General features: G+C 64.7%; 15 protein-coding genes. 10 read left to right on the forward strand and 5 right to left on the reverse strand.

Annotation, left to right across the window (positions count from 1 at the left end; all coding sequences use genetic code 11):
• Positions 1 to 9 precede the first annotated feature (9 nt).
• From HNP00_RS05570 to HNP00_RS05600, 7 genes are all read left to right on the forward strand, one after another.
• Positions 10 to 1,185, forward strand: a complete 1,176-nt coding sequence (locus HNP00_RS05570; RefSeq protein WP_184737416.1) for a ferrochelatase — start codon at positions 10 to 12, stop codon at positions 1,183 to 1,185.
• A complete protein-coding gene (hemC, locus tag HNP00_RS05575) occupies positions 1,182 to 2,183 on the forward strand; it encodes a hydroxymethylbilane synthase (protein WP_184736861.1) in 1,002 nt (333 codons plus the stop codon). The genes HNP00_RS05570 and hemC overlap by 4 nt, the downstream gene beginning before the upstream one ends.
• Before the next feature lie 19 nt (positions 2,184 to 2,202).
• Positions 2,203 to 3,096, forward strand: coding sequence for a uroporphyrinogen-III synthase (locus HNP00_RS05580; RefSeq protein WP_184736863.1), 894 nt, complete (start codon positions 2,203 to 2,205; stop codon positions 3,094 to 3,096).
• A complete protein-coding gene (gene hemB / locus HNP00_RS05585; protein ID WP_184736865.1) occupies positions 3,093 to 4,073 on the forward strand; it encodes a porphobilinogen synthase in 981 nt (326 codons plus the stop codon). The genes HNP00_RS05580 and hemB overlap by 4 nt, the downstream gene beginning before the upstream one ends.
• Entirely contained in the window at positions 4,073 to 5,149 is a 1,077-nt protein-coding gene (locus tag HNP00_RS05590; protein ID WP_184736867.1) for an LLM class flavin-dependent oxidoreductase, read from the forward strand. Before hemB ends, HNP00_RS05590 begins: the two co-directional genes overlap by 1 nt.
• 61 nt (positions 5,150 to 5,210) lie before the next feature.
• Positions 5,211 to 6,530, forward strand: coding sequence for a glutamate-1-semialdehyde 2,1-aminomutase (gene hemL, locus HNP00_RS05595; RefSeq protein ID WP_184736869.1), 1,320 nt, complete (start codon positions 5,211 to 5,213; stop codon positions 6,528 to 6,530).
• Positions 6,531 to 6,596: 66 nt separating this feature from the next.
• On the forward strand, positions 6,597 to 7,895 hold the full coding sequence (locus HNP00_RS05600; protein WP_311770505.1) for a glycoside hydrolase family 3 N-terminal domain-containing protein: 1,299 nt from the start codon (positions 6,597 to 6,599) through the stop codon (positions 7,893 to 7,895).
• A 106-nt stretch (positions 7,896 to 8,001) separates the two neighbouring features.
• Here the strand turns inward: HNP00_RS05600 and HNP00_RS05605 are convergent, their stop codons facing one another.
• From HNP00_RS05605 to HNP00_RS05615, 4 genes are all read right to left on the reverse strand, one after another.
• Complete coding sequence (locus HNP00_RS05605; RefSeq protein ID WP_184736871.1) at positions 8,002 to 8,739, reverse strand: amino acid ABC transporter ATP-binding protein; 738 nt, start codon at positions 8,737 to 8,739, stop codon at positions 8,002 to 8,004.
• Positions 8,736 to 9,509 carry an amino acid ABC transporter permease gene (locus HNP00_RS22905; RefSeq protein WP_221451237.1) on the reverse strand — a complete coding sequence of 258 codons (774 nt, stop codon included), beginning with the start codon at positions 9,507 to 9,509 and terminating at the stop codon, positions 8,736 to 8,738. Before HNP00_RS22905 ends, HNP00_RS05605 begins: the two co-directional genes overlap by 4 nt.
• 12 nt (positions 9,510 to 9,521) lie before the next feature.
• A complete protein-coding gene (locus tag HNP00_RS22910) occupies positions 9,522 to 10,475 on the reverse strand; it encodes an ABC transporter substrate-binding protein (protein WP_221451238.1) in 954 nt (317 codons plus the stop codon).
• A gap of 343 nt (positions 10,476 to 10,818) precedes the next feature.
• Positions 10,819 to 11,529: a 3'-5' exonuclease gene (locus tag HNP00_RS05615; protein WP_184736873.1), complete on the reverse strand. Its 711-nt coding sequence runs from the start codon at positions 11,527 to 11,529 to the stop codon at positions 10,819 to 10,821.
• A gap of 88 nt (positions 11,530 to 11,617) precedes the next feature.
• Between HNP00_RS05615 and HNP00_RS05620 the strand changes: the two genes are divergently transcribed.
• The 3 genes from HNP00_RS05620 to HNP00_RS05630 all read left to right on the forward strand — a co-directional run bounded on the left by HNP00_RS05620 (position 11,618) and on the right by HNP00_RS05630 (position 18,920).
• Positions 11,618 to 12,034 (forward strand): MGMT family protein, encoded by a 417-nt coding sequence (locus tag HNP00_RS05620; protein WP_184736874.1) that lies wholly within the window; start codon positions 11,618 to 11,620, stop codon positions 12,032 to 12,034.
• Positions 12,035 to 12,123: 89 nt separating this feature from the next.
• Positions 12,124 to 15,372: an ATP-dependent DNA helicase gene (locus HNP00_RS05625; RefSeq protein WP_184737420.1), complete on the forward strand. Its 3,249-nt coding sequence runs from the start codon at positions 12,124 to 12,126 to the stop codon at positions 15,370 to 15,372.
• Positions 15,369 to 18,920 (forward strand): ATP-dependent DNA helicase, encoded by a 3,552-nt coding sequence (locus HNP00_RS05630; protein WP_184736877.1) that lies wholly within the window; start codon positions 15,369 to 15,371, stop codon positions 18,918 to 18,920. The genes HNP00_RS05625 and HNP00_RS05630 overlap by 4 nt, the downstream gene beginning before the upstream one ends.
• Before the next feature lie 64 nt (positions 18,921 to 18,984).
• Here the strand turns inward: HNP00_RS05630 and HNP00_RS05635 are convergent, their stop codons facing one another.
• Entirely contained in the window at positions 18,985 to 20,280 is a 1,296-nt protein-coding gene (locus HNP00_RS05635) for a macrolide 2'-phosphotransferase (RefSeq protein ID WP_184736879.1), read from the reverse strand.
• Positions 20,281 to 20,360: the final 80 nt, after the last annotated feature.

The raw sequence follows: 20,360 nt of genomic DNA on the forward strand, positions 1-20,360 counted from the left end.
GCCGGGCGCATGGCGCCCAAAGAGTACGACGCCGTCCTCCTCGCCTCGTTCGGCGGCCCCGAAGGCCAGGACGACGTCATTCCCTTCCTGCGCAATGTGACCCGTGGCCGCGGCATCCCGGATGAGCGCCTTGAAGAGGTATCCCATCACTACCGCGCTTTTGGTGGCATCAGCCCCATCAACCAGCAAAACAGAAACCTGAAAGCTGCCATCGAAGCAGAGCTTGCGGCTCGGGACATCAGCCTGCCTGTGCTGTGGGGCAACCGCAACTGGGACCCCTACATCCCGCAGACGCTCCAGGACGCCTACGACGCCGGCCACCGCAAGCTGCTGATGGTCACCACCAGCGCCTACTCCTGCTATTCCAGCTGCCGCCAGTACCGCGAGGACATCGGCATTGCGCTGACAGAGACCGGCCTTGACGGCAAACTCGAGGTAGACAAAGTCCGTCAGTACTTCGACCACCCCGGCTTCGTGGAGCCCTTTGTGGAGGGAACCGCGGAAGGACTCGCAGAAGTACAGGCGAAACTGGCCGCGGCTGGTCTCCAGGACGCTCCCGTCCACATCCTGTTTGCCACGCACTCCATTCCAACCCGTGACGCCGAAGCCGCCGGGCGTTCGGACGCCGAGCCCCGTGAGTTCGAGCAGGACTCGGCTTATGTGGCACAGCACTTGGCCGCCGGAGCCGAGGTGGTTCGGCGGGTTGAGGCCGAATCGGGCCTCACCGCGCCGTGGTCCCTCGTGTACCAGTCCCGCTCCGGCGCTCCGCACGTTCCCTGGCTCGAGCCGGACATCAACGATGCCATCGAGGAACTGGCCGGGCAGGGGATCAAAGGCGTCGTGATCGTTCCCCTCGGCTTCGTGTCCGACCACATGGAGGTGGCGTGGGACCTCGACACTGAGGCCTTGGAGACGTGCAAGAACCTGGGCCTGGCCGCCACGCGCGTTCCCACCCCGGGAACGCACCGCAAGTTCGTTTCCGGCTTGGTGGACTTGATTTGCGAGCGAACGGTGGCCAACAACATCGCCGATCGCCCTGCCATGACCGGTCTGGGGCCGTGGTACGACATTTGCCGTCCGGGCTGCTGCGCCAATTTCCGCGGCGAGAAGCCCACGATTGCGGGTGCAGACACCACCGTCGGCACCGGCCATGATGCCTACCCCGTAGGAGAAGGCGCGAAATGACCGTCCGGATCGGTACCCGCGCGAGCAAACTCGCGCTCACCCAGAGCCAGCAGGCCGCTGACCAGCTGGCCGCCGTCGGGGGCTTTCCCGTGGAATTGGTGCGCATCAAGACTGAAGGCGATGTCCGGACGGGTTCCCTGTCCCAGATGGGCGGCACTGGTGTGTTCGTCGCAGCCCTTCGGGATGCGCTCTTGGAGAACGCGTGCGATGTCGCTGTGCACTCCCTGAAGGATCTCCCGACAGGTGCGGCACCGGGACTCACCATCGCCGCCACGCCCAAACGCGTCGACGTCCGGGACGTCTTGTGCGCCCGTGACGGGCTCAAGCTCGCGGATCTTCCGGCGGGGGCGAAGGTCGGCACCGGATCGCCACGCCGCGCCGCGCAGTTGCGCGCCGCCCGCCCGGATCTCGACGTCGTGGACATCCGCGGCAACGTGGACACGCGGCTGGGCCGCGTTCCGGGGCTCGCCGGAAACGCGGAAACCGCGCTGGTTCCCGGAAAGAGCGGCGACCTCGACGCCGTCGTCCTCGCCGCGGCGGGACTGGAACGGATCGGCAGGCTCGACGTCGTGACCGAGTTCTTCGAAACCGACGTCATGCTTCCCGCGCCGGGGCAGGGCTCGCTCGCGATCGAGTGCCGCACGGCGGATGCTCCTGGCCACCCTGGCTCCGCCGACGGTTCCCAGGAGGCCCTGGCTCAGGCCCTTGCCGCATTGAACGATGAGGACACCCGGCTGGCGGTCACTGCGGAGCGCGCCGTGTTGGCCCGCCTTGAGGCCGGTTGTGCTGCTCCCGTGGGAGCCTACGCCTACCGCAAGGGCAGCATGCTGTACCTGGAAGCCGTTGTCTGCGCCGTGGATGGGAGCAAGACCGTACGCGAGAAGAAGGCCACGGATGGGCTCACTGAGGTGGGCGCCACGTTGTTGGGCATCGAAGTCGCCGAGCTCTTGCTTGCTGCGGGCGCCGCGGACATCACAGATCTTGCCGCTTCCCGATAACCGGAGCCAACAGGAGACCATGGGACGGCACAGTGCGGTGAAGTCGGGGGAGACCCGGGCCCTTGAAGGGGCCCGCGTTCTTGTGACGCGCAGCCCGGACCGTGCCGCCCCGCTCGTCAGTGCCCTGCGCGAAGCCGGCGCGGAGCCGCTCCTGTTGCCCTTGATCGACTTTGAGCGTGCCAGCGACCAGCATTCCCTCGAGGTCGCCTTGGACGCCCTCCGCGCAGGTGCATACGGCTGGCTGGTGGTCAGCAGCATCACCACGGTGCGCGCCCTGAAAGAAAAAGCAGCCGAGCGTCGCTTGGAGCTGAGGGAACTGATTCCGGACTCCGTCAGGGTTGCGACGATTGGGCCATCGAGCCGAAGGGTCCTTGAATCGGAGGGTGTTCCTGTGGACCTTGCGCCGGAAGACGTCCAGTCCGCGGCGGGACTCGTCTCTCTTTGGCCCACAGGCCCTGCCAGTGTGCTGCTGCCCCAAGCGGACATCGCCGATGCCGTGTTGGCGGCGGGGATCGAAGCCAAGGGAGCCGTGGTCCAAGCAGTGACGGCTTACCGCACTGTGGACTACCCGGCGGCCCCCGAGCTCCGACTCATAGCTGCGTTGGTGGCGGCGAACGGCTGGCAGACGGGGGCGGGATCCGGGGCGCCGGAGGTCACCCCCGAAGCCGCCAAGGCCGAACTTTCCAGCGGCCGGCTCCACGCCGTCGTCGCCGCTTCACCCAGTGCGGCACGCCGCATCCATGCCTCGCTGGGGCCGCTGCGGGATTGCCGCTTCATTGCGATCGGGCGCTCGACGGCGGCAGAGGCTGCCGCTCTCGGCCTCCCGGTTGCGGCAATCGCCAAGGAACCCACACCCGCCGGCATCGTGGCCGCCCTACGTACCGTATTCGCAACCGAAGGGAACGAAAGTTGAGCTTTCCAAACCACCGGCCCCGCCGGCTCCGCACCACCCCCGCCATGCGCCGGATGACCGCAGAACACCGGCTGGCGCCCGCAGACCTCATCTTGCCGGCCTTTATTCGCGAAGGACTCAGCGAGCCGGCTCCGATCACTTCCATGCCCGGCGTCGTGCAGCACACCACAGACTCGCTGAAGCGAGCCGCAGCCGAAGCCGTGGAACTCGGTGTCAGCGGCATCATGCTTTTCGGTGTCCCCGCAGTCCGCGATGCCCGCGGCACAGCCTCCCTGGATCCTGACGGCGTGCTGAACAAGGCCATCCGCGACGTCCGCGCAGAAGTGGGCGATGACCTGGTGGTCATGGGCGACGTGTGCCTGGACGAATTCACGGACCACGGCCATTGCGGGGTCCTTGACGCCAACGGCTATGTGGACAACGATGCCACCCTGGAAATCTACGCACAGATGGCCGTGGCGCAAGCCGACGCCGGAGCCCACGTCCTGGGGCCGTCCGGCATGATGGATGGCCAGGTCGCCGTCATTCGGCAGGCCCTGGAAGCAGCCGGACACCAAAACACTGCGGTCCTTGCCTACGCGGCGAAGTATGCCTCCGCGTTTTATGGTCCGTTCCGCGAGGCCGTGGATTCACAGCTCAAGGGCGACCGCCGCACCTACCAGATGGATGCGGCCAATCGCCGGGAAGCCATCCTCGAGGTGGAACTCGATCTCGAAGAGGGCGCTGACATGGTGATGGTCAAGCCTGCCATGAGCTACCTCGACGTCCTGGCCGACGTCGCCGCCATGAGCCCCGTTCCCGTGGCGGCCTACCAAATCTCCGGTGAATACGCCATGATCGAAGCGGCTGCCGCGAACGGCTGGATCGACCGCCGCGGTGCCATTATAGAATCCGTGCTCGGCATCAAACGGGCCGGCGCCGACATGGTGCTGACGTACTGGGCGTCCGAGCTTGCTGGCTGGCTCAAGGAGTCCTGATGACCGAAACCTCGTCCACTCCCACAGCGCCGGTGGGTGCCACGGAGATCCTCCTCGGGTTGAACACTTTCGGTGACGCCGGGGTGGACGGCGACGGCAATCCGAAACCGCACGCCCAGGTTTTGCGGGAGCTGCTGGCGGAAGCGGAACTGGCGGACGCCGTCGGGCTTCATGCCTTTGGTGTGGGGGAGCACCACCGCCGTGACTTCGCTGTCTCGGCACCCGAAGTGTTCCTTGCGGCCGCAGCTGCGAGGACGTCACGGATCAGGCTCGGCTCGGCCGTGACGGTGCTCAGCTCCGACGACCCCATCCGGGTCTTCCAACGGTTCTCTACCGTTGACGCGCTCTCCAACGGTCGGGCGGAAGTGATGCTGGGCAGGGGTTCCTTTGTGGAATCGTTCCCCCTGTTTGGCCTGGATTTGGCGGACTACGAAGTCTTGTTCGAGGAAAAGCTCGAACTGTTCGACAAGGTCCGGGAGCAAAAGCCCGTGCACTGGGAGGGCCGCACCCGGCCGAACGTGAACGGAATGAGCGTCTTTCCACCGCTGGAACACCACTTGCTGCCAACATGGATTGGTGTGGGCGGTACCCCTGAGTCGGTGTTGCGCTGCGCCCAATACGGCTATCCGATCATCTTCGCCATCATCGGCGGGGAATCGCGCCGCTTTGCCCCGCTGGTGAATCTGTACCGCGAGGCAATGGGGAAATACGGGCACACCATGCAGCAGATCGCCACGCACTCACCCGGCCATGTCGCTCCCACGGACGAGCAGGCCCGCGAGGAACTGTTCCCGCACTGGTTGGCCCAGCGCAACCGCATCGGAGCCGAACGCGGCTGGGGCCCGGCCAGCAGAGGCGAATTCGACGCCATGTGCGGTCCCGAAGGCGCGCTCTACGTCGGTTCCCCGGAAACCGTCGCGCGGAAAATCCTGCTGTTGAAGCAGCATCTTGGCGTGGACCGTTTCGACCTCAAATACAGCAACGGAACACTGCCCCACGAATCCATGATGCGTTCCATCGAACTCTTCGGCACCTTGGTGGCCCCACTGGTGGCCGAACTGCTTGCCGACGCCTGAGCGCGCCTGAACCGCCCAGCCGGTGCCTGGACTGCTCCGAATTCCTGAAAGAATGGACACCATGACTTCACACACCCCTGTCTCCGACCAGCTGTTCGACCGCGCCCGTTCCCTGATGCCCGGCGGCGTCAACTCCCCGGTGCGCGCCTTCGGCTCAGTTGGCGGCACTCCGAAGTTCATGGTTTCCGCGAAGGGACCGTACCTGACCGATGCGGATGGTCGCGAGTACGTCGACCTCGTCTGCTCCTGGGGTCCGGCACTCCTGGGCCACGCGCACCCGGCCGTCCTCGACGCCGTCCACGCCGCCGTCGACCGCGGTTTGTCCTTTGGCGCGTCGACGCCGGATGAAGCAAACCTCGCCGCGATCGTCAAGGAACGCGTCTCCGCTGTGGAACGCATCCGCATGGTGTCCACGGGTACTGAGGCCACCATGACCGCCGTACGCTTGGCCCGCGGATTCACTGGCCGCAACCTGATCGTGAAGTTCGCCGGCTGCTACCACGGCCACCTCGATGGACTGCTCGCCGCGGCCGGCTCAGGCCTCGCGACCATGGCGTTGCCCGGTTCAGCCGGTGTCACTGAAGCTGCCGCTGCTGAAACCCTCGTCCTGCCGTACAACGACCTCGGCGCGGTGGAAGCCGCCTTCGCTGCGCACGGCAACAACATCGCGGCTGTCATCACGGAAGCTGCTCCCGCCAACATGGGTGTCGTCACGCCGAACGAGGGCTTCAACGCAGGGCTGTCCCGGATCACCCGCGAGCACGGCGCGCTGTTGATCCTCGACGAGGTCCTCACCGGCTTCCGCACCGGCTACGCGGGCTACTGGGGCCTCACCGGCCGTCAGGAAGGCTGGATGCCGGACCTGCTGACCTTCGGCAAGGTTATCGGTGGTGGTATGCCGACGGCGGCGCTCGGCGGGCGTGCCGACGTCATGGACTACCTTGCGCCCCTTGGCCCGGTCTACCAGGCGGGCACCTTGTCCGGGAACCCTGTAGCGATGGCCGCCGGTGTCGCCACCCTGACGCTCGCAACGCCCGAGGTCTACAGCTTCGTGGATGCCCGTTCGCTCGAACTCTCCGCGGCACTTTCATCGGCACTGGACACCGCCGGCGTGGACCACTCGATCCAGCGCGCAGGGAACCTCTTCTCGGTGGCCTTCGGTACGTCGGCCAACGGCGTGCACAACTACGCAGACGCGCAGGCCCAGGACGTCTTCCGTTATGCGCCGTTCTTCCACTCCATGCTCGACTCCGGTGTCTACCTGCCGCCGTCGGTCTTCGAAGCGTGGTTCCTGTCCGCTGCCCACGACGACGCCGCCATGAACCGGATCTTCGACGCACTTCCGGCCGCAGCCAAGGCTGCCGCGGAGGCGACTGCCTGACAAACAGCGCTTTTCCGACGTTTTGCAGCCTGCTCCTTGCACGCACCGCCGGGCCGGGAGCAGGCTGTGGGCAACGATCGAATCGACAAGGCGATGATTCATCTGCTCAAGCCGTCCAGAATTTCTCTGCTCATTCTCTTGGCCCTGGTGACAGGGGTGTTTGTAGGCGTTGCGCGCTCTGACAGTGCCGACCGCGGCTTGTTGGCGGGCGGCGTCCCGGCCCAAGAGCGGGGTGCTCCGCAGGCGGCTCCGCCACCCGAGTTTTCCAACCCACCGGCTGAGGGGTCGCCGTCTGCTTCTGTTTCGCACACTGAGCCGCCGCCCGCTCCTCACCCGACGCCGGAACAACGGCTCGCGGCCTTGACCTTGGAACAGAGGGTAGGGCAGCTCTTCATGGTGGCAGCCAAGGCCGACGGAAGCGATGCCAGCACCGTGGCTGATCTCCTGAACAACCACGTGGGCAACATCTACCTGGCCGGACGCAGCCAAGCAGGCGTCGTGGCGACGGCGTCGATCGTGGCAAAACTGAAGACTGCCGTCTCGCCTGCCTCAACCCGCGGCTTGCCGCTGTTCGTCGCGACCGACCAGGAAGGCGGCTCCGTCCAAGTCCTCAGGGGGCCCGGTTTCCTGCCCATTCCAGCGGCCTTGGAGCAGGGCAATTCGAGCCCGGAACAGCTGCGCGCCGACGCCCGGGAGTGGGGATCGGAGCTCCTGCAGGCCGGGGTGAATGTTGACCTGGCGCCCGTACTGGACACGGTTCCCAACCCTGATTTTGCTTCCTCGAACAAGCCTATTGGTGCGTTCCAGCGCGAGTACGGCTTCTCTGCGGCCGCGGTGTCCGAGCATGGGAACGCAATGGCGGCCGGGCTGCGGGACGCGGGGGTGGCACCGGTGGTCAAGCACTTCCCCGGCATGGGACGCGTCAGCTTGAATACCGACGTTAGCGCCAATGTCCGCGACTCCGAAACAACCCGGACGGATCCTTACCTGATGCCGTTCAAGGCTGCGATCGACGGCGGACTCCGATGGGTCATGATTTCGAACGCGTATTACGACAAGATTGATCCCAACCATGTAGCACCCTTCTCACCCGTTATCATGCGCACCATGTTGCGGGCCGATGCAGGGTTCACCGGAATCATCGTGTCCGACGACCTGTGCAATGCCGTACAACTGTCGCCATGGCGCGTGGGGGACAGGGCCACGAATTTCATCGGTGCGGGCGGCACCATGGTTTTGTGCGCGGATACTGCATCCGTTCTGGTCATGTACAACCAGGTGTTGCAGCGGGCGAAGGCCGATCTTGAATTCCGCAAAGCGGTGGATGCCGCGGCTCTGACTGTTCTCACGGTCAAGGCGGGGTAGGCCGGACGCGGGGTAGGCCGGACGCGAAAAATCCCCGGCTTCCGGGCGATTCACCACCGCATAGGTGGGTGTTTGGTCCGGGAGCCGGGGATTCTCGTTGCTCAGCCTAGAGCACGTCCGAAAGGAAGCCCTTCAGGCGATCGGTCCGCGGCTCGGTGAAGAGCTGTTCGGGCGATCCTGTCTCCACGACGACGCCCGCATCCATGAACGTCACGGTGTCCGACACGTTCCTCGAGAAGCCCATCTCGTGGGTTACCACCACCATGGTCATGCCACCCTTGGCCAGATCGGTCATGAGCGCGAGCACGCCCTTGACCAGCTCAGGGTCCAAGGCCGAGGTTGCCTCGTCGAAGAACATGACCTCGGGCTTCATGGCCAGTGCGCGGGCAATGGCTACACGCTGTTGCTGTCCACCGGAGAGGTTGGCGGGCCGGGCATCGGCTTTGTGCTTGAGTCCGACGAGGTCCAGCTGTGCCAGAGCCTCCTCACGGGCCCGCTCCTTGGACATACGGCGCAGCTTCCGCAGAGCCAGCGTGATATTTTCCGCCACGGTCTTGTGGGGGAACAGGTTGAACTGCTGGAAGACCATGCCGATCCGCCGGCGCAATTCATCTGGATTGTCCTTGAGCACCGAACGGCCATCGAGCAAGATGTCGCCCTGCTCGGGTTCGATCAGCCGGTTCATGACCCGCAGAAGCGTGGACTTGCCCGAGCCGGAAGGGCCGATCACGGAAGCCGTGGTGCCCTTCTCGACGTGCAGGTCGATCCCGCGCAGGACACGGTTGGACCCAAACGACAAGTGGATGTTCTTTGCCGTCAGCGTTCCGGAAACGAACTCGCTCATGCCTGGGCTCCCTTTCCGACGACGGCGGCAGCCTCGTCCGGTTCTTTCTTCTCTGGGCGTCCGGAGCGTAGGCGGCGGTCAATCCAGTTCACGAAGTGCGTCAACGGAATGGTCAGCGCGAGGTAGAAGATCGCCGCCGCCACGTATGGCGACAAGTTTCCACTGGTGGACGCCGCGTCTTTGCCGATTTGGAAGATCTCGCGCTCCGTGGCTACGAGGCCCAGGAGGAAGACCAAAGACGATTCCTTGATGAGGGCGATGAACTGGTTCACCAGCGCAGGCAGAACCCGCCGAACACCCTGGGGGACCACCACGAGCCGCATGGCAGGGCCGTAGCCGAACCCCAGGGCGCGCGTGGCCTCGAGTTGCCCCTTGTCCACGCTCTGGATGCCGGAGCGGAAGATCTCACCGATGTAGGCGCCTGACATCAGGGACAGCGCCGCGATAGCCATCGGATACGGGCTCGTGGAACCGGACAACTGACGGATGATCGGTCCGAAACCAAGGCCGATCACCAGAATGGTGAGGACCGGAGGGAGGCCACGCAGGATATCGGTGTACACGCGGGCGATCCACCGAGCCACCGGGTTCCGGGAGATCCCCATGAGGGCGAGCAGCATACCGAGCACCGTACCGATGACACCGGACGTGACGGCCAAAACGAGCGTGTTCGGCAGCCCGACGGCGAACATCTTGGGAAGGACTTCGCCTATCGCCTTCCAATCAAGGAAGGTCTCGCCGAGTTGTTTGAGGATTTCCTGGAGATCCATGGAACGCCTGGGTTACTTGGCGGGGATCTGGACGGCCTTGCTGCCCGGCTTCCAGCCCTGCGGGGTCTGCTCCGCCGTGGTCGGGCGGTCCTTGTACCACTCGGCCGTCAGCTTGGTCCACGTACCGTCCGCGATCACGGCATCAAGGCCGGAGTTGAGGGCGTCGATCAGGGGCTGGTTGTCCTTGTTCACGGCCCAGGCAGTGAAGTTCTGGGTGTTGACGACCTTTTCGGCGATCTTCGTGTTGTCGCCGTCCTTGACCTGGCCGGTAGCCTGCTGCGACGGGGCGACCCAGGCGTCAACCTGGCCGCTCTTCACGTTGGCGTAAACCGTGTTGTAGTCCGGGAAGCGGACAGGCTCAAGCTTGAGCGTGTTGGTGACGTAGTCGTCCTGGACCGTTCCCTGGACAACGCCGATACGGACGCCGGACTTGAGGTCCGCGAAGCCCTTGACCTGCGAGTTGGTCTTGGTGACGACTGCCATGTAACCGAAGTCGTAGCCATTGGTGAAGCCGACCGTTTCGCGGCGCTTGTCCGTGGTGGAGATCGAGGAGGATCCGACGTCGAACTGCTTGTTCTTGACCTGGGAGAGCAGCGCGGAGAAGTCAGTGGAGGCGAACTCGACCTTGAGGCCAAGCTTGGCGCCAACGGCGCGCAGGAGCTCGTTGTCGTAGCCGGTGAACTTGCCCGAGGGGTCAATGAAGATGTTCGGCGGGGCGTCCGAGAGAGTGCCGACGCGCAGGGTGCCGTCGGTGAGGAGGCCCAGCTTGGACTTGTCGATCTTGTCCAGCGGAGTGACGTCCTTGGTGGTGTATTTGTCCAGCGTCTTCTGGTCGCTGCCGGCAAGGGCATCGGTTGGCGAGGCGCTGCTGGTACTGCCCGCTCCACCACCGCAGGCGGCGAGCGAGACGGCGAGGACTGCAGCCACAGGGACAGCAGAGAACCACTTCAGGGCTTTGATTTTCATCAAGCAAATCACTTTCATCGGGGAACACGCGTTCGTATCGAGACGGGCGGGGAACGCAGCCTAAGCAGGTTTGGGCCGCAATATCAGAACTCGACCCGCCAAACTTAATTATGTCATCCGCGTATTCGAGGATGAATTGACGACGATATGGTGCGTGATTCTGAGAAACTCCGAATTAAATTCACCAATGATTGGGAATTACCCCTGAAGTGCCGTGTCTCTGGGTATCAAAGGGGAATCCGTGACTGACGTCCAGCTGGCATTCAGGCAGCGAAGGGCAATGTGACGTGCATCCCATCATGCGGACGCTGGAGAAGCGTCCAGTCCGTGGACCCTGAAGCCCCTAGAAGTCTCCGCGGCTGGCGTCTTCCGGGGGAAGCACCGGCCAGTTGCCTTCAATGACAGCCGTTGGTTTGGTTCGGCGCAAGTAGGTCTGGAAATCGGCTGCTTGGGCGGCGGCCCAATCAACCTGGAGGTGGTGCAGCTTGGAAGCGGGCATCTGCAGCTTGGGGAACTTTCCGGCCATCGCGTCAAGGACGCGCAGGGTGGCAAGGGCATCTGCGGCGGAGGTATGGGCGTTGTCCAGGTTCACGCCGTACTCCTCGCACAACGCGGTCAGGGTCCGTTTGCCCTTGCGGTACCGGTCAACCTGCTTGTTCATAACGTAGGGGTCAAGCACGGGGAAGCGGGTCAGTTGTGGAACTCCGTAGCGGGCCGATTCGGCGGCCAAGACCGTGAAGTCGTAGCTGGCGTTGAACGCAATGACCGGCACGCCGTCGTCGAACAGGTCCTGGAGTGCGGCCGCAACCTCACGCGTGACCTCTGCGGCCGGCCGGCCTTCGGCCTTCGCCTTTTCCGTGGTGATGCCGTGGATCTCGCTGGCTTCCAAGGGGATCTCTACACCGGGGTCCGCCAACCATTCAAGCTCTTTGATGACGCCGCCATTGTCATCCACGACCGTGACGGAAGCGGTGACGATCCTCGCGGAACGGGAGTTCCGTCCCGTGGTTTCGAGGTCAAACGCGGCGCGGGGGAGGGTGTTCCAGGAGCTCATGCTTCAACGCTACCGGCGCCCTCCGACAAGAACCGGACCGACACTCCCTCTGCCGCGATACGGCGGACTATGACGATACGCTGGTGGCATGCGGATGGAGTTTGTGACGGCGGTGCTGGCCGTCGTGGATCTCATGCCGCCCGGGGTAGCCGTGTCCTATGGGGACGTTGCCGAGCTTCTGGGCTCCGGTGGTCCCCGGCAGATCGGATCCGTCATGAGTCATCACGGGAGCGCCGTGGCCTGGTGGCGCGTTCTTCGCGCCAGCGGTGAGGCTCCGCCGGGCCTCGAAGCGGAAGCGCTGCGCCACTACTTGGACGAGGGAACGCCCCTGCACGGCGCTTACGCAGACTATCTGCGGACTGGCGAAGGCCGCTGGAGGGTCAATCTGGGCGTTGCCCGGTGGGCTCCGACGGATCAGGATTTCGACTCTATCGATGTGATCTCTGAGCAACTCGAGCGTGAGCTCCATAAATTGTCGGTGCCCGATGATGAAATGACTGTGTGAGTCCAACACCGGCCCCGCAGGCGTCAAAACAGCAAGCGACAACACGGCAAACACCGCGGCAGTCCCAGTCGCGGCAGTCCTCGGCCAGATTGCGCCTGCTCCCGCCGCGTGAAGTCCATTACGCGGCGCCGCCTTTGTCCGCTGACCAGGCCGCCGTCGTCGACCTTCCGCTCGGATCCGGGCCGGTGTTGGTGCCTGGGGCGCCGGGCACCGGGAAGTCGACTGTCCTGGTGGAAGCTGCCGTCCGGCGGGTTGAGCGCGATGGCGTGGATCCCGAGCGGATCCTGATCCTGGCGCCCGGTCGTCACGCGGCGTCGGCGTTGCGGGACACCTTTACGGGGCGGCTGGACCGCAGTTTGAGTACGACGCCGGCACGCACCTGGGCGTCTTACGCTTTCGATCTGATCCGGCGCGCCAAAGCGGAGGGAGTGTTGGCGCTGCAGCGTCCTCCCAAGTTGCTTTCGGGGCCGGAACAGGACCTGATCATCAAGGAATTGCTGGAAGGGCATGCCAAACCGGGCTTTGAACTTCCGTGGCCACAGGACTTGTCAGCGGCCTTGCCGACGCGGGGATTCCGTCAGGAGATCCGCCAGCTTTTTGACCGCATCATTGAATCCGGCCGCACCGCGGAGGACCTCACGGTGCTCGCTTACGAATGCGGCCGGCCGGACTGGGTCGCCGCCGCAGACCTGTACGCCGAGTACCGCGACGTCCTGGATCTGCGCATGCCGGAGGCATTTGATCCTGCAGGAATCATTACCGCGGCGCGCCAGATTTTCCAGGATTCACCCGGATTCCTGGCCGCAGAGCGCGAGCGGCTGCAATTCATCCTGGCGGACGATATCCAGGAGGCAAATCCCGCGGTGTTTGAGCTGCTCGCAGACATCGCAGAGGGGAAAGACGTTCTGGTGACGTCCTCACCGGACACCGTAGTCCAGGGTTTCCGCGGGGCGCGCCCCGATCTTGTCGCCGAACTGCCCCGACTGCTCGGAGGTCTTGCAAATAGTGTTCACGAGCTTCCGCTCTGGCATACCCACCGGCACTTCCCCGAGGTCGCGAAAGCATGGACCGGCGTGGCTGCGCGCATTTCGCAGCGCGCGGGAGGCCAGTTGGCCCGCCGCCTGGATCCCTTGCCTGCATCGGTGGGGCCGCAGCCTGTGGGCCGGGTGGAAGCACATGTCCTTCCCTCCACAGTCCACGAATTGCGCTACGTGGCACAACGCATCCTTGAAGCTCAGCTACGTGAGAACCACGAGTTCGGTGACATCGCGGTGATCGTGCGCAACGGTGGGCAATTGGCGCAATTGCAACGCTATTTGAGCGGTCAGGGAATCCCCGTCCGCGTCCCCGTCGCGGATTCCGCTGTCCGCGACGCAGTGGCTGTTCGTCCCCTGCTCGAGGTGTACGGCGTGGTGTTGGATCCGGCCAAGCTGACGCCTGAGTCTGCGGTCTCTCTTCTGACGTCGAGGATCGGCGGGGCTACCGCGATCGAGTTGCGCCGCCTGCGGCAATCCCTGCGCCGGGAAGAACTGTTGGGCGGCGGTGGACGGTCCAGCGATGCGTTGCTGGTTGAGGCGTTGCTGGAGCCCGGGGCACTGGGTTCTTTGGGTATCGAAGGTAGCTCGGCACGGCGTTTGGCCCGCATGATCGCGGCAGGACGTCTGGCTGCCGACGAACCCGGGGCCAACGCGGAGACGGTGTTGTGGGCATTGTGGCAAGCCACCGGGCTGGCTTCGCGCTGGACGGAAACGGCGCTCGACGGCGGCGCGGCAGGCGCCCGCGCGGACCGGGACCTTGACGCCATGATGGCCCTGTTCCACACCGCCGAGCGCTATGTCGACCAGCTCCCCGGCTCCGGTCCCGAACAGTTCCTGGAGTATCTGCTCAGCCAGGAACTCCCCATGGACACTCTGGCCGCCAGGGCCCAGTTGGAGGAAGCGGTGGAGCTCATGACGCCGGCCAGCGCCGCCGGGCGGGAGTGGGCCGTGGTCATCGTCGCTGGCCTGCAGGAGGGCGTATGGCCCAACACGAGGCTCCGGGGTGAACTCCTCGGCAGTACTCTATTTGCCGATGCCGTGGAGCATGGAGTTGAACACGCCCTGCAACGGGGTCCGCTCAGCAGACTGCGGGACATCCGCTACGACGAATTACGTAGCTTCTCAACGGCCGTCTCCCGTGCGCGGGAAGTCCTCATCTGCACGGCGGTTTCTTCCGAGGACGAGCAGCAATCGGCCTTTCTCGATTACGTGGCGCCCCTCGAACCGGGACAGTACAGGCGTGAGTACACACCAGTGGACCGGCCCATGACCCTGCGCGCTTTGGTGGCCGAGCTGAGGCAGCGTGTCCAGCCGGACGACGCCGGACTTGCCCGTCCCGGCGTCGCGGGGGAGGCTGCGGAGGCTGCCCGGGTCCTTGCTCACCTTGCCACCGCAGAGCCCCCGGTGCCCGGCGCGCACCCGGATTCCTGGTGGGGATTGGCGCCACTCAGCAGCGAGGAGCCGGTGATTCCGGAAGGGGGCACGGTGTTCGTTTCTCCCTCGAAGGTGGAAACCGTACACAAATCGCCGTTGGATTGGTTCGTTCAGGCGGCGGGCGGCGAAGCCGCCACTGACTTTGCCCGGAGCCTGGGCACCTTGGTCCATGCGATCGCCCAGGAGCTGCCGGATGCTTCCGGTGCCGAGTATGTCGCGGAGCTCGTGCGCCGTTGGCCGACCCTGGGCATGAAGGACAACTGGGAGGGCAGGCTGGACTTCCAACGTGCGGAGCAGATGGTCCGGAAACTTGCACAATACGTCCTTGTCATGCGGAGCGAGGGCCGGAGCCTGGCAGGGGTCGAGCAGGACTTCGAGGTTCCGCTGCCTGAGGTGCGGCTGAACCCCGCTGCTCAGGATTCCGAGGCTGTCCGGAACGGTGTGCTTCGGGGGCAAGTGGACCGTTTGGAGATTGACGCCGAGGGCAGGCTGGTGATTGTCGACCTCAAGACGGGCAAACGCCAGCCGGGCAAAGCCGAACTCGCCAGGCACCCCCAGCTGGGTGCGTACCAGGCGGCGGTACTGCACGGGGCATTCCAGGGTCTGCCGGTTCCGGGGCTTGTTCCAGGCGGTGCCGTGCTGGCGCAGTTGGGGACCAAGACAAAGACGCCGGCGGTCCAAGTGCAGGAGCCCCTGGACCCGGGAGATAACTGGGCGCAGGACCTTGTCAGCGAAGCAGCCGTGCTCATGGCCGGAGCAAGCTTCGAAGCGCGTCACGATCCCTCAAAGGGCAGCCATGGAGGCCACGGCTGCCGACTGCCCGATATTTGCCCATTGTGCGCCAGGGGAAAGCAGGTCACAGAATGACCGTCCAGACACTTGCCGGAATCGAGGCCGGAGAGGCCGCCGAAGATGCCGCGGTATTGCCGGAACCTCGATTCTCGCCCGGCGAATTGGCCGATATCCTGGGCGAACGGAACCGTCCCACGGACGAGCAATCCGCCATCATTGCGTCACCGTTGACCCCCCGGCTGGTCATCGCCGGCGCCGGATCCGGGAAAACCGCAACCATGGCGGATCGCGTGGTGTGGCTGGTCGCGAACGGATGGGTTCGCCCTGAAGAGGTCCTTGGCGTCACCTTCACCCGCAAAGCGGCAGGGGAGCTAGCCAGTCGTATCCGCGCCAAATTGGCCACCCTGCAGCGCATCGCGTCCTCGGACGACGGGCAGTACGGCTTCCCCGAGGGAGTTGCCGGCTCCGATGAACTTGAACCCAAAGTGTCCACCTACCACTCTTACGCCAGCGGAATTGTGGCCGACTACGGCCTCCGTCTGGGTATCGAACGCGATGTGGTGCTGCTGGGAGGCGCCCAGGCCTGGCAGCTTGCCACTGAAGTGGTTGAAGCGTACGACGGCGATTACGGGCACTTCACGGCCGCCAAGTCCACGCTGGTCAATGCTGTGATGCAGTTGGCCGGCGAGTGCGCCGAGCATTTGCGCGAACCGGCCGAAGTCCAGCGCTGGTTGATGGAGCGGGTGTCAGAGTTCGCACAATTGCCCTATGTTGACGGGGCGAAAAAAAACCCCACCCAAGCCGCTGGCGATCTCGGCGCGATGTTGCGCACCCGAGCCAGCGTTGCGGACATGGTGGGGCGTTACCAAGGGGCGAAGAGGAACCGGGGGGTTCTGGACTTTGGCGACCTTGTTGCGCTCGCAGCCAAGATTGCCCAGGACGTTCCCTTGGCGGCCTCCACCGAGCGGGCCCGCTACAAGGTGGTGTTGTTGGATGAATTCCAGGACACCTCGCACGCGCAGCTGGTCCTGTTCTCCCGACTGTTCGGGGGAGGGCACGCCGTCACAGCGGTGGGGGATCCCAACCAATCCATCTATGGGTTCAGGGGTGCTTCGGCAGGCCAGCTATTCCACTTCGTCCAGGAATTCCCGGTCCGGGTGGAAGACAGTTTCGGAAGAGCGTCCCTTGCAATCGCCCCTACCTCGTACCTGACAACTGCTTGGCGGAATGGACGCAATATCCTGGCCGCCGCCAATGTCATTTCGGGGCCGCTCAATAAGGCTGCCGTGAATGACGGAGCGCCGGGCGCTAGTGCCACGGACAGCTCCGTTGCAGTACCACCGCTGCAGCCGAGCCCAGCGGCCGTGGACGGCAATGTCGTTCTCGGGCGCTTTGCTACGGACGAAGATGAGGCCACAGCGATTGCCTTGGACGTCCACCGGTACCGGCGCACAGTCTTCGAAACGGCAGCTGACGGCGCACCGGTTTCGCCAACCATGGCAGTACTCTGCCGCCGTCGGGCACAGATGGAATGCTTGAGGCGCGAATTCGAGGTCCAGGGGATTCCGTACGAAATAGTCGGCCTCGGCGGTCTGCTCGATACTCCTGAAGTAGTGGACCTCGTGGCGGCCCTCCGCGTCTTGGCCGATCCCGGCCGCTCGGACGCCTTGATGCGTCTGCTGGCAGGCGCCCGGTGGAGGATTGGTACTGCCGACCTCATGGCGTTCCGCGACTGGTCTCAGTTCCTGGCCAGACGGCGCTCCCAAGGCGGTGTGTACGACGGGGACGGAGCGGATCACGATGCCTTCGGGACGGACGAAAGCCTCGCGGAGACCGTGGTGGAAAGCGACATCACGGATGCGGCGAGCCTTGTTGAGGCGCTGGACTTCTTGCCCCGCCCGGGATGGACCTCAGGCCACGGCCGCTCCCTCAGCGCATTGGCTTTGGAACGTCTTGGCCGCCTTTCTGCGGAACTTCGGAACCTCCGTGGATTCATCGGGGATGATCTCTCCACCCTCCTCGGCGAGGTGGAACGCGCCATGTTGCTTGACATTGAAGTCGCGGCGAAGCCCGGCACGAGTATCCACCAGGCTCGTCGGAACCTGGACGCGTTCCACGATGCTGCTGCGAGCTTCCTGCAGACCTCACAACGCGTGGATCTACTGGCCTTCCTGGGGTGGCTTGAAGCGGCCGCATCAGAAGAAGGCGGACTGGACATGGCCGATGCCGAGGTGAACCACGAGGCCGTGCAACTTCTGACGGTTCACGCTTCCAAAGGTTTGGAATGGGACGTTGTCTTCGTCCCCGGTCTCAATGCCGGGGCCTTCCCGAGCAGCCGGGACTCGCGATGGAGCAGCGGAACTGCGGCACTGCCATGGCCTCTCCGCGGTGACCGGGCAGACCTCCCTCAGTGGGACCTGGACCAACCGGACCAGAAAGGCTGGCTGGATGCCGAGAAGGACTTCAAATCAGAGGTTCAGCACCACGGCGAGGCTGAAGAACGGCGACTCGCCTACGTTGCCTACACTCGTGCAAAGTTCGTCCTGTGGGCATCGAGCGCCGCGTGGAACGGCTCCCGCGCGGGGATTGCCGAGACGTCGCCCTTCCTTGCCGAGTTGGCATGTCTGGCTGACCAATCAGGCGACGACGCCGGCGGAGCATCGGCCGCTGCCATTCACCCGCAGTCGCTCAGTGAAGACGCGCTGCCCATTGAGAGCCCCCTGACGGTCGGCACAGAAGTTGCTCTCTTCCCCTATGATCCCCTCGAAGGTCCCAGCGATCCTCGTACAGGAGATCGGCTCCGGTTGGTACCGGGCCGACGGGCTGCCATGGAGGCCGCGGCAGCCCGGGTCAGGGAAGCCATCGAGGGGCTCCCATCGGATGCGCCGTTGGTCATCAATTCCTCGTTGCCTGGTGCTCCGCGCCACCCCTCCGCCCAACAGCTACGAGGCGCGGCTGCTGGCTGGGCCGCCGAAGCGGAGCTGTTGTTGGAACGGCAGCTGCGACGGAAGCCGGTTCAGGACGTTCACCTGCCGGGGCATATTTCGGCATCAATGTTCGTCGATCTTGGAAACGATCCTGCTGCCGTCCTTGCCCAGCTACGGCGGCCCGTGCCGCGGCAACCCGGGATTTCGGCCCGTAAGGGCACCGCGTTCCATTCGTGGGTGGAGGACTACTTCGGAACCACCGGGATGCTGGACCTCGACGAGGCGCCCGGCTCTGACTCCCACATTGACGAGGCGTATGGACTAGACGACATGGTGGCAACGTTTGTCACCTCCGAATGGGCACACCGTGCCCCGGCCTTCGTCGAGGTTCCTGTAGAGACGCGGATTGGGGACGTCGTGGTGCGGGGCCGGATCGACGCTGTTTTTCAGGGGGCGGACGGCATCTGGGACCTAGTGGACTGGAAGACGGGCAAGCGGCCGGCTGGCCGCCAGCTGAAGACCCGGGCCTTGCAGCTTGCCGTGTACCGGCTGGCGTGGGCGCGCCTCAAGGGCATCCCGTTGGAGCAAGTCAGCGCAGCGTTCTACTACGTAGCCGATGACGCCGTGGTGAGGCCACATGATCTGGGCACGGCAGACGAACTGGAGAACATCATCGCTTCCGCGCTGGGTAACTAAGGCCGCGCGAACTCGCTAAGACCGCCCTGGTCGCCCGCTGAAACCAACTAGCGATGGAAACCAGCTAGCGGTCCTTGGCGTCCTGCAAAGGAGCGGGCTCCACTACCTCGAGGGCCGTCGTCGAGGTGTCGTCTGATTCGGAGGGCGCCTCCGGCGTCGGGTCGCTCCCGCCCGCTGAAACTGCGGCAGGCTCTAAGGCGGGTCCGTCCGAAGCGGCCTTATCCGAGGCGGGGCGGTCCACAGCGGCTTCGACCAAGGGCTCAACGGTGACTGGCGGGGTGATGGCGCTTGTTTCCTGTGCGTTCGTCGGGACTGCGGTCGTCGGGACTGTGGTCGTCGGGACGGCCTCCGGAATGGCTGTCACACTCACTGCAGGCTTCGCCAGGCCGTCATCGGAAGCGGCGAGCTCCGCAGCTGCGGCCTCGGCCTCTTCTGCGGCCAGTGCGTTTTGTTCCTCGATGTCGTCGGCAAGGGATGTGAGCATGCCCTCGGCTTCGGCAGTCATGTCATTGTGGCCCGCAGCCATGGCCTTGACGAGGTACTGGGCCAGGGCGAATTCGGCGAGAAGTGCGGAGCGACGCAGCAGGTGTTCGTCCGGCGTGTCCCGTCGGGCTTCCGTGTAGTGCCGGAGCACGGACTCTACAAACTTCTGTTCGTTTGACGCCACGAGCCAGGCGAAGTCATCGGCGGGATCGCCGATGCGCAGATCGGTCCACCCTGTCAGGGCAGCGACGCTGTCGCCGTCGATCAGTAGATTGTCTTCGTGGAGGTCGCCGTGGACCACGCACGGATTGAAGCGCCACAGCGCCACGTCCTCGAGCGCGTGCTCCCAGCGACGCAGCAGGGAGGGCGGAATCTTGCCGGTGGTGGCGGCTTGGTCCAGCTCATTCAGCTTGCGCTGGCGGAATTCGTTGGCGGTATAGCTGGGAAGATCCGCGTTGTTGACGAGCGACTGGGGGAGATCGTGGACCGCTGCCAGTGCCGCGCCGATCTCCTTGGCCAACGCATCATTGCAGGCGGACAGCTCTTCGATGCTGCGCGTGGCCCCGGCCAGGTGGGCGTAAACAAATGTGCTCAGCGCACCTTGGCGCACGGTTCCGGCCACAGTGGGCATCAGAAAGGGCAGCTCGGCCCTGATCGCCGGCGCGAAGGCACGGAGAATCATGAATTCAGTCTCGAGCCGGGCGCTGGCTTCCGGATGCCGTGGTGAACGGACGCGCCAACGTTTGCCCTCCGAGTCCAGCAGAAGCGCCGAATCGAAATCGGCAGCATCATCCGGGGCGGAGGCGGCAGCCGTCGGCGTCAGGCCGGGCACCGCCGCAGTTGCTACAGCGGCCAGTTCGAACGGTGTTCTTCTCACGTGTTCCACGGTAGATTGACAAGCGCCTCTGGGAGCGATGCAGTGCGGCGAGTCTTGAGATCCGCGAGAAAACAGCATGC

The sequence above is a fragment of the Arthrobacter sp. AZCC_0090 genome (genome assembly GCF_014207375.1).
Classification (GTDB): Bacteria; Actinomycetota; Actinomycetes; order Actinomycetales; family Micrococcaceae; genus Arthrobacter.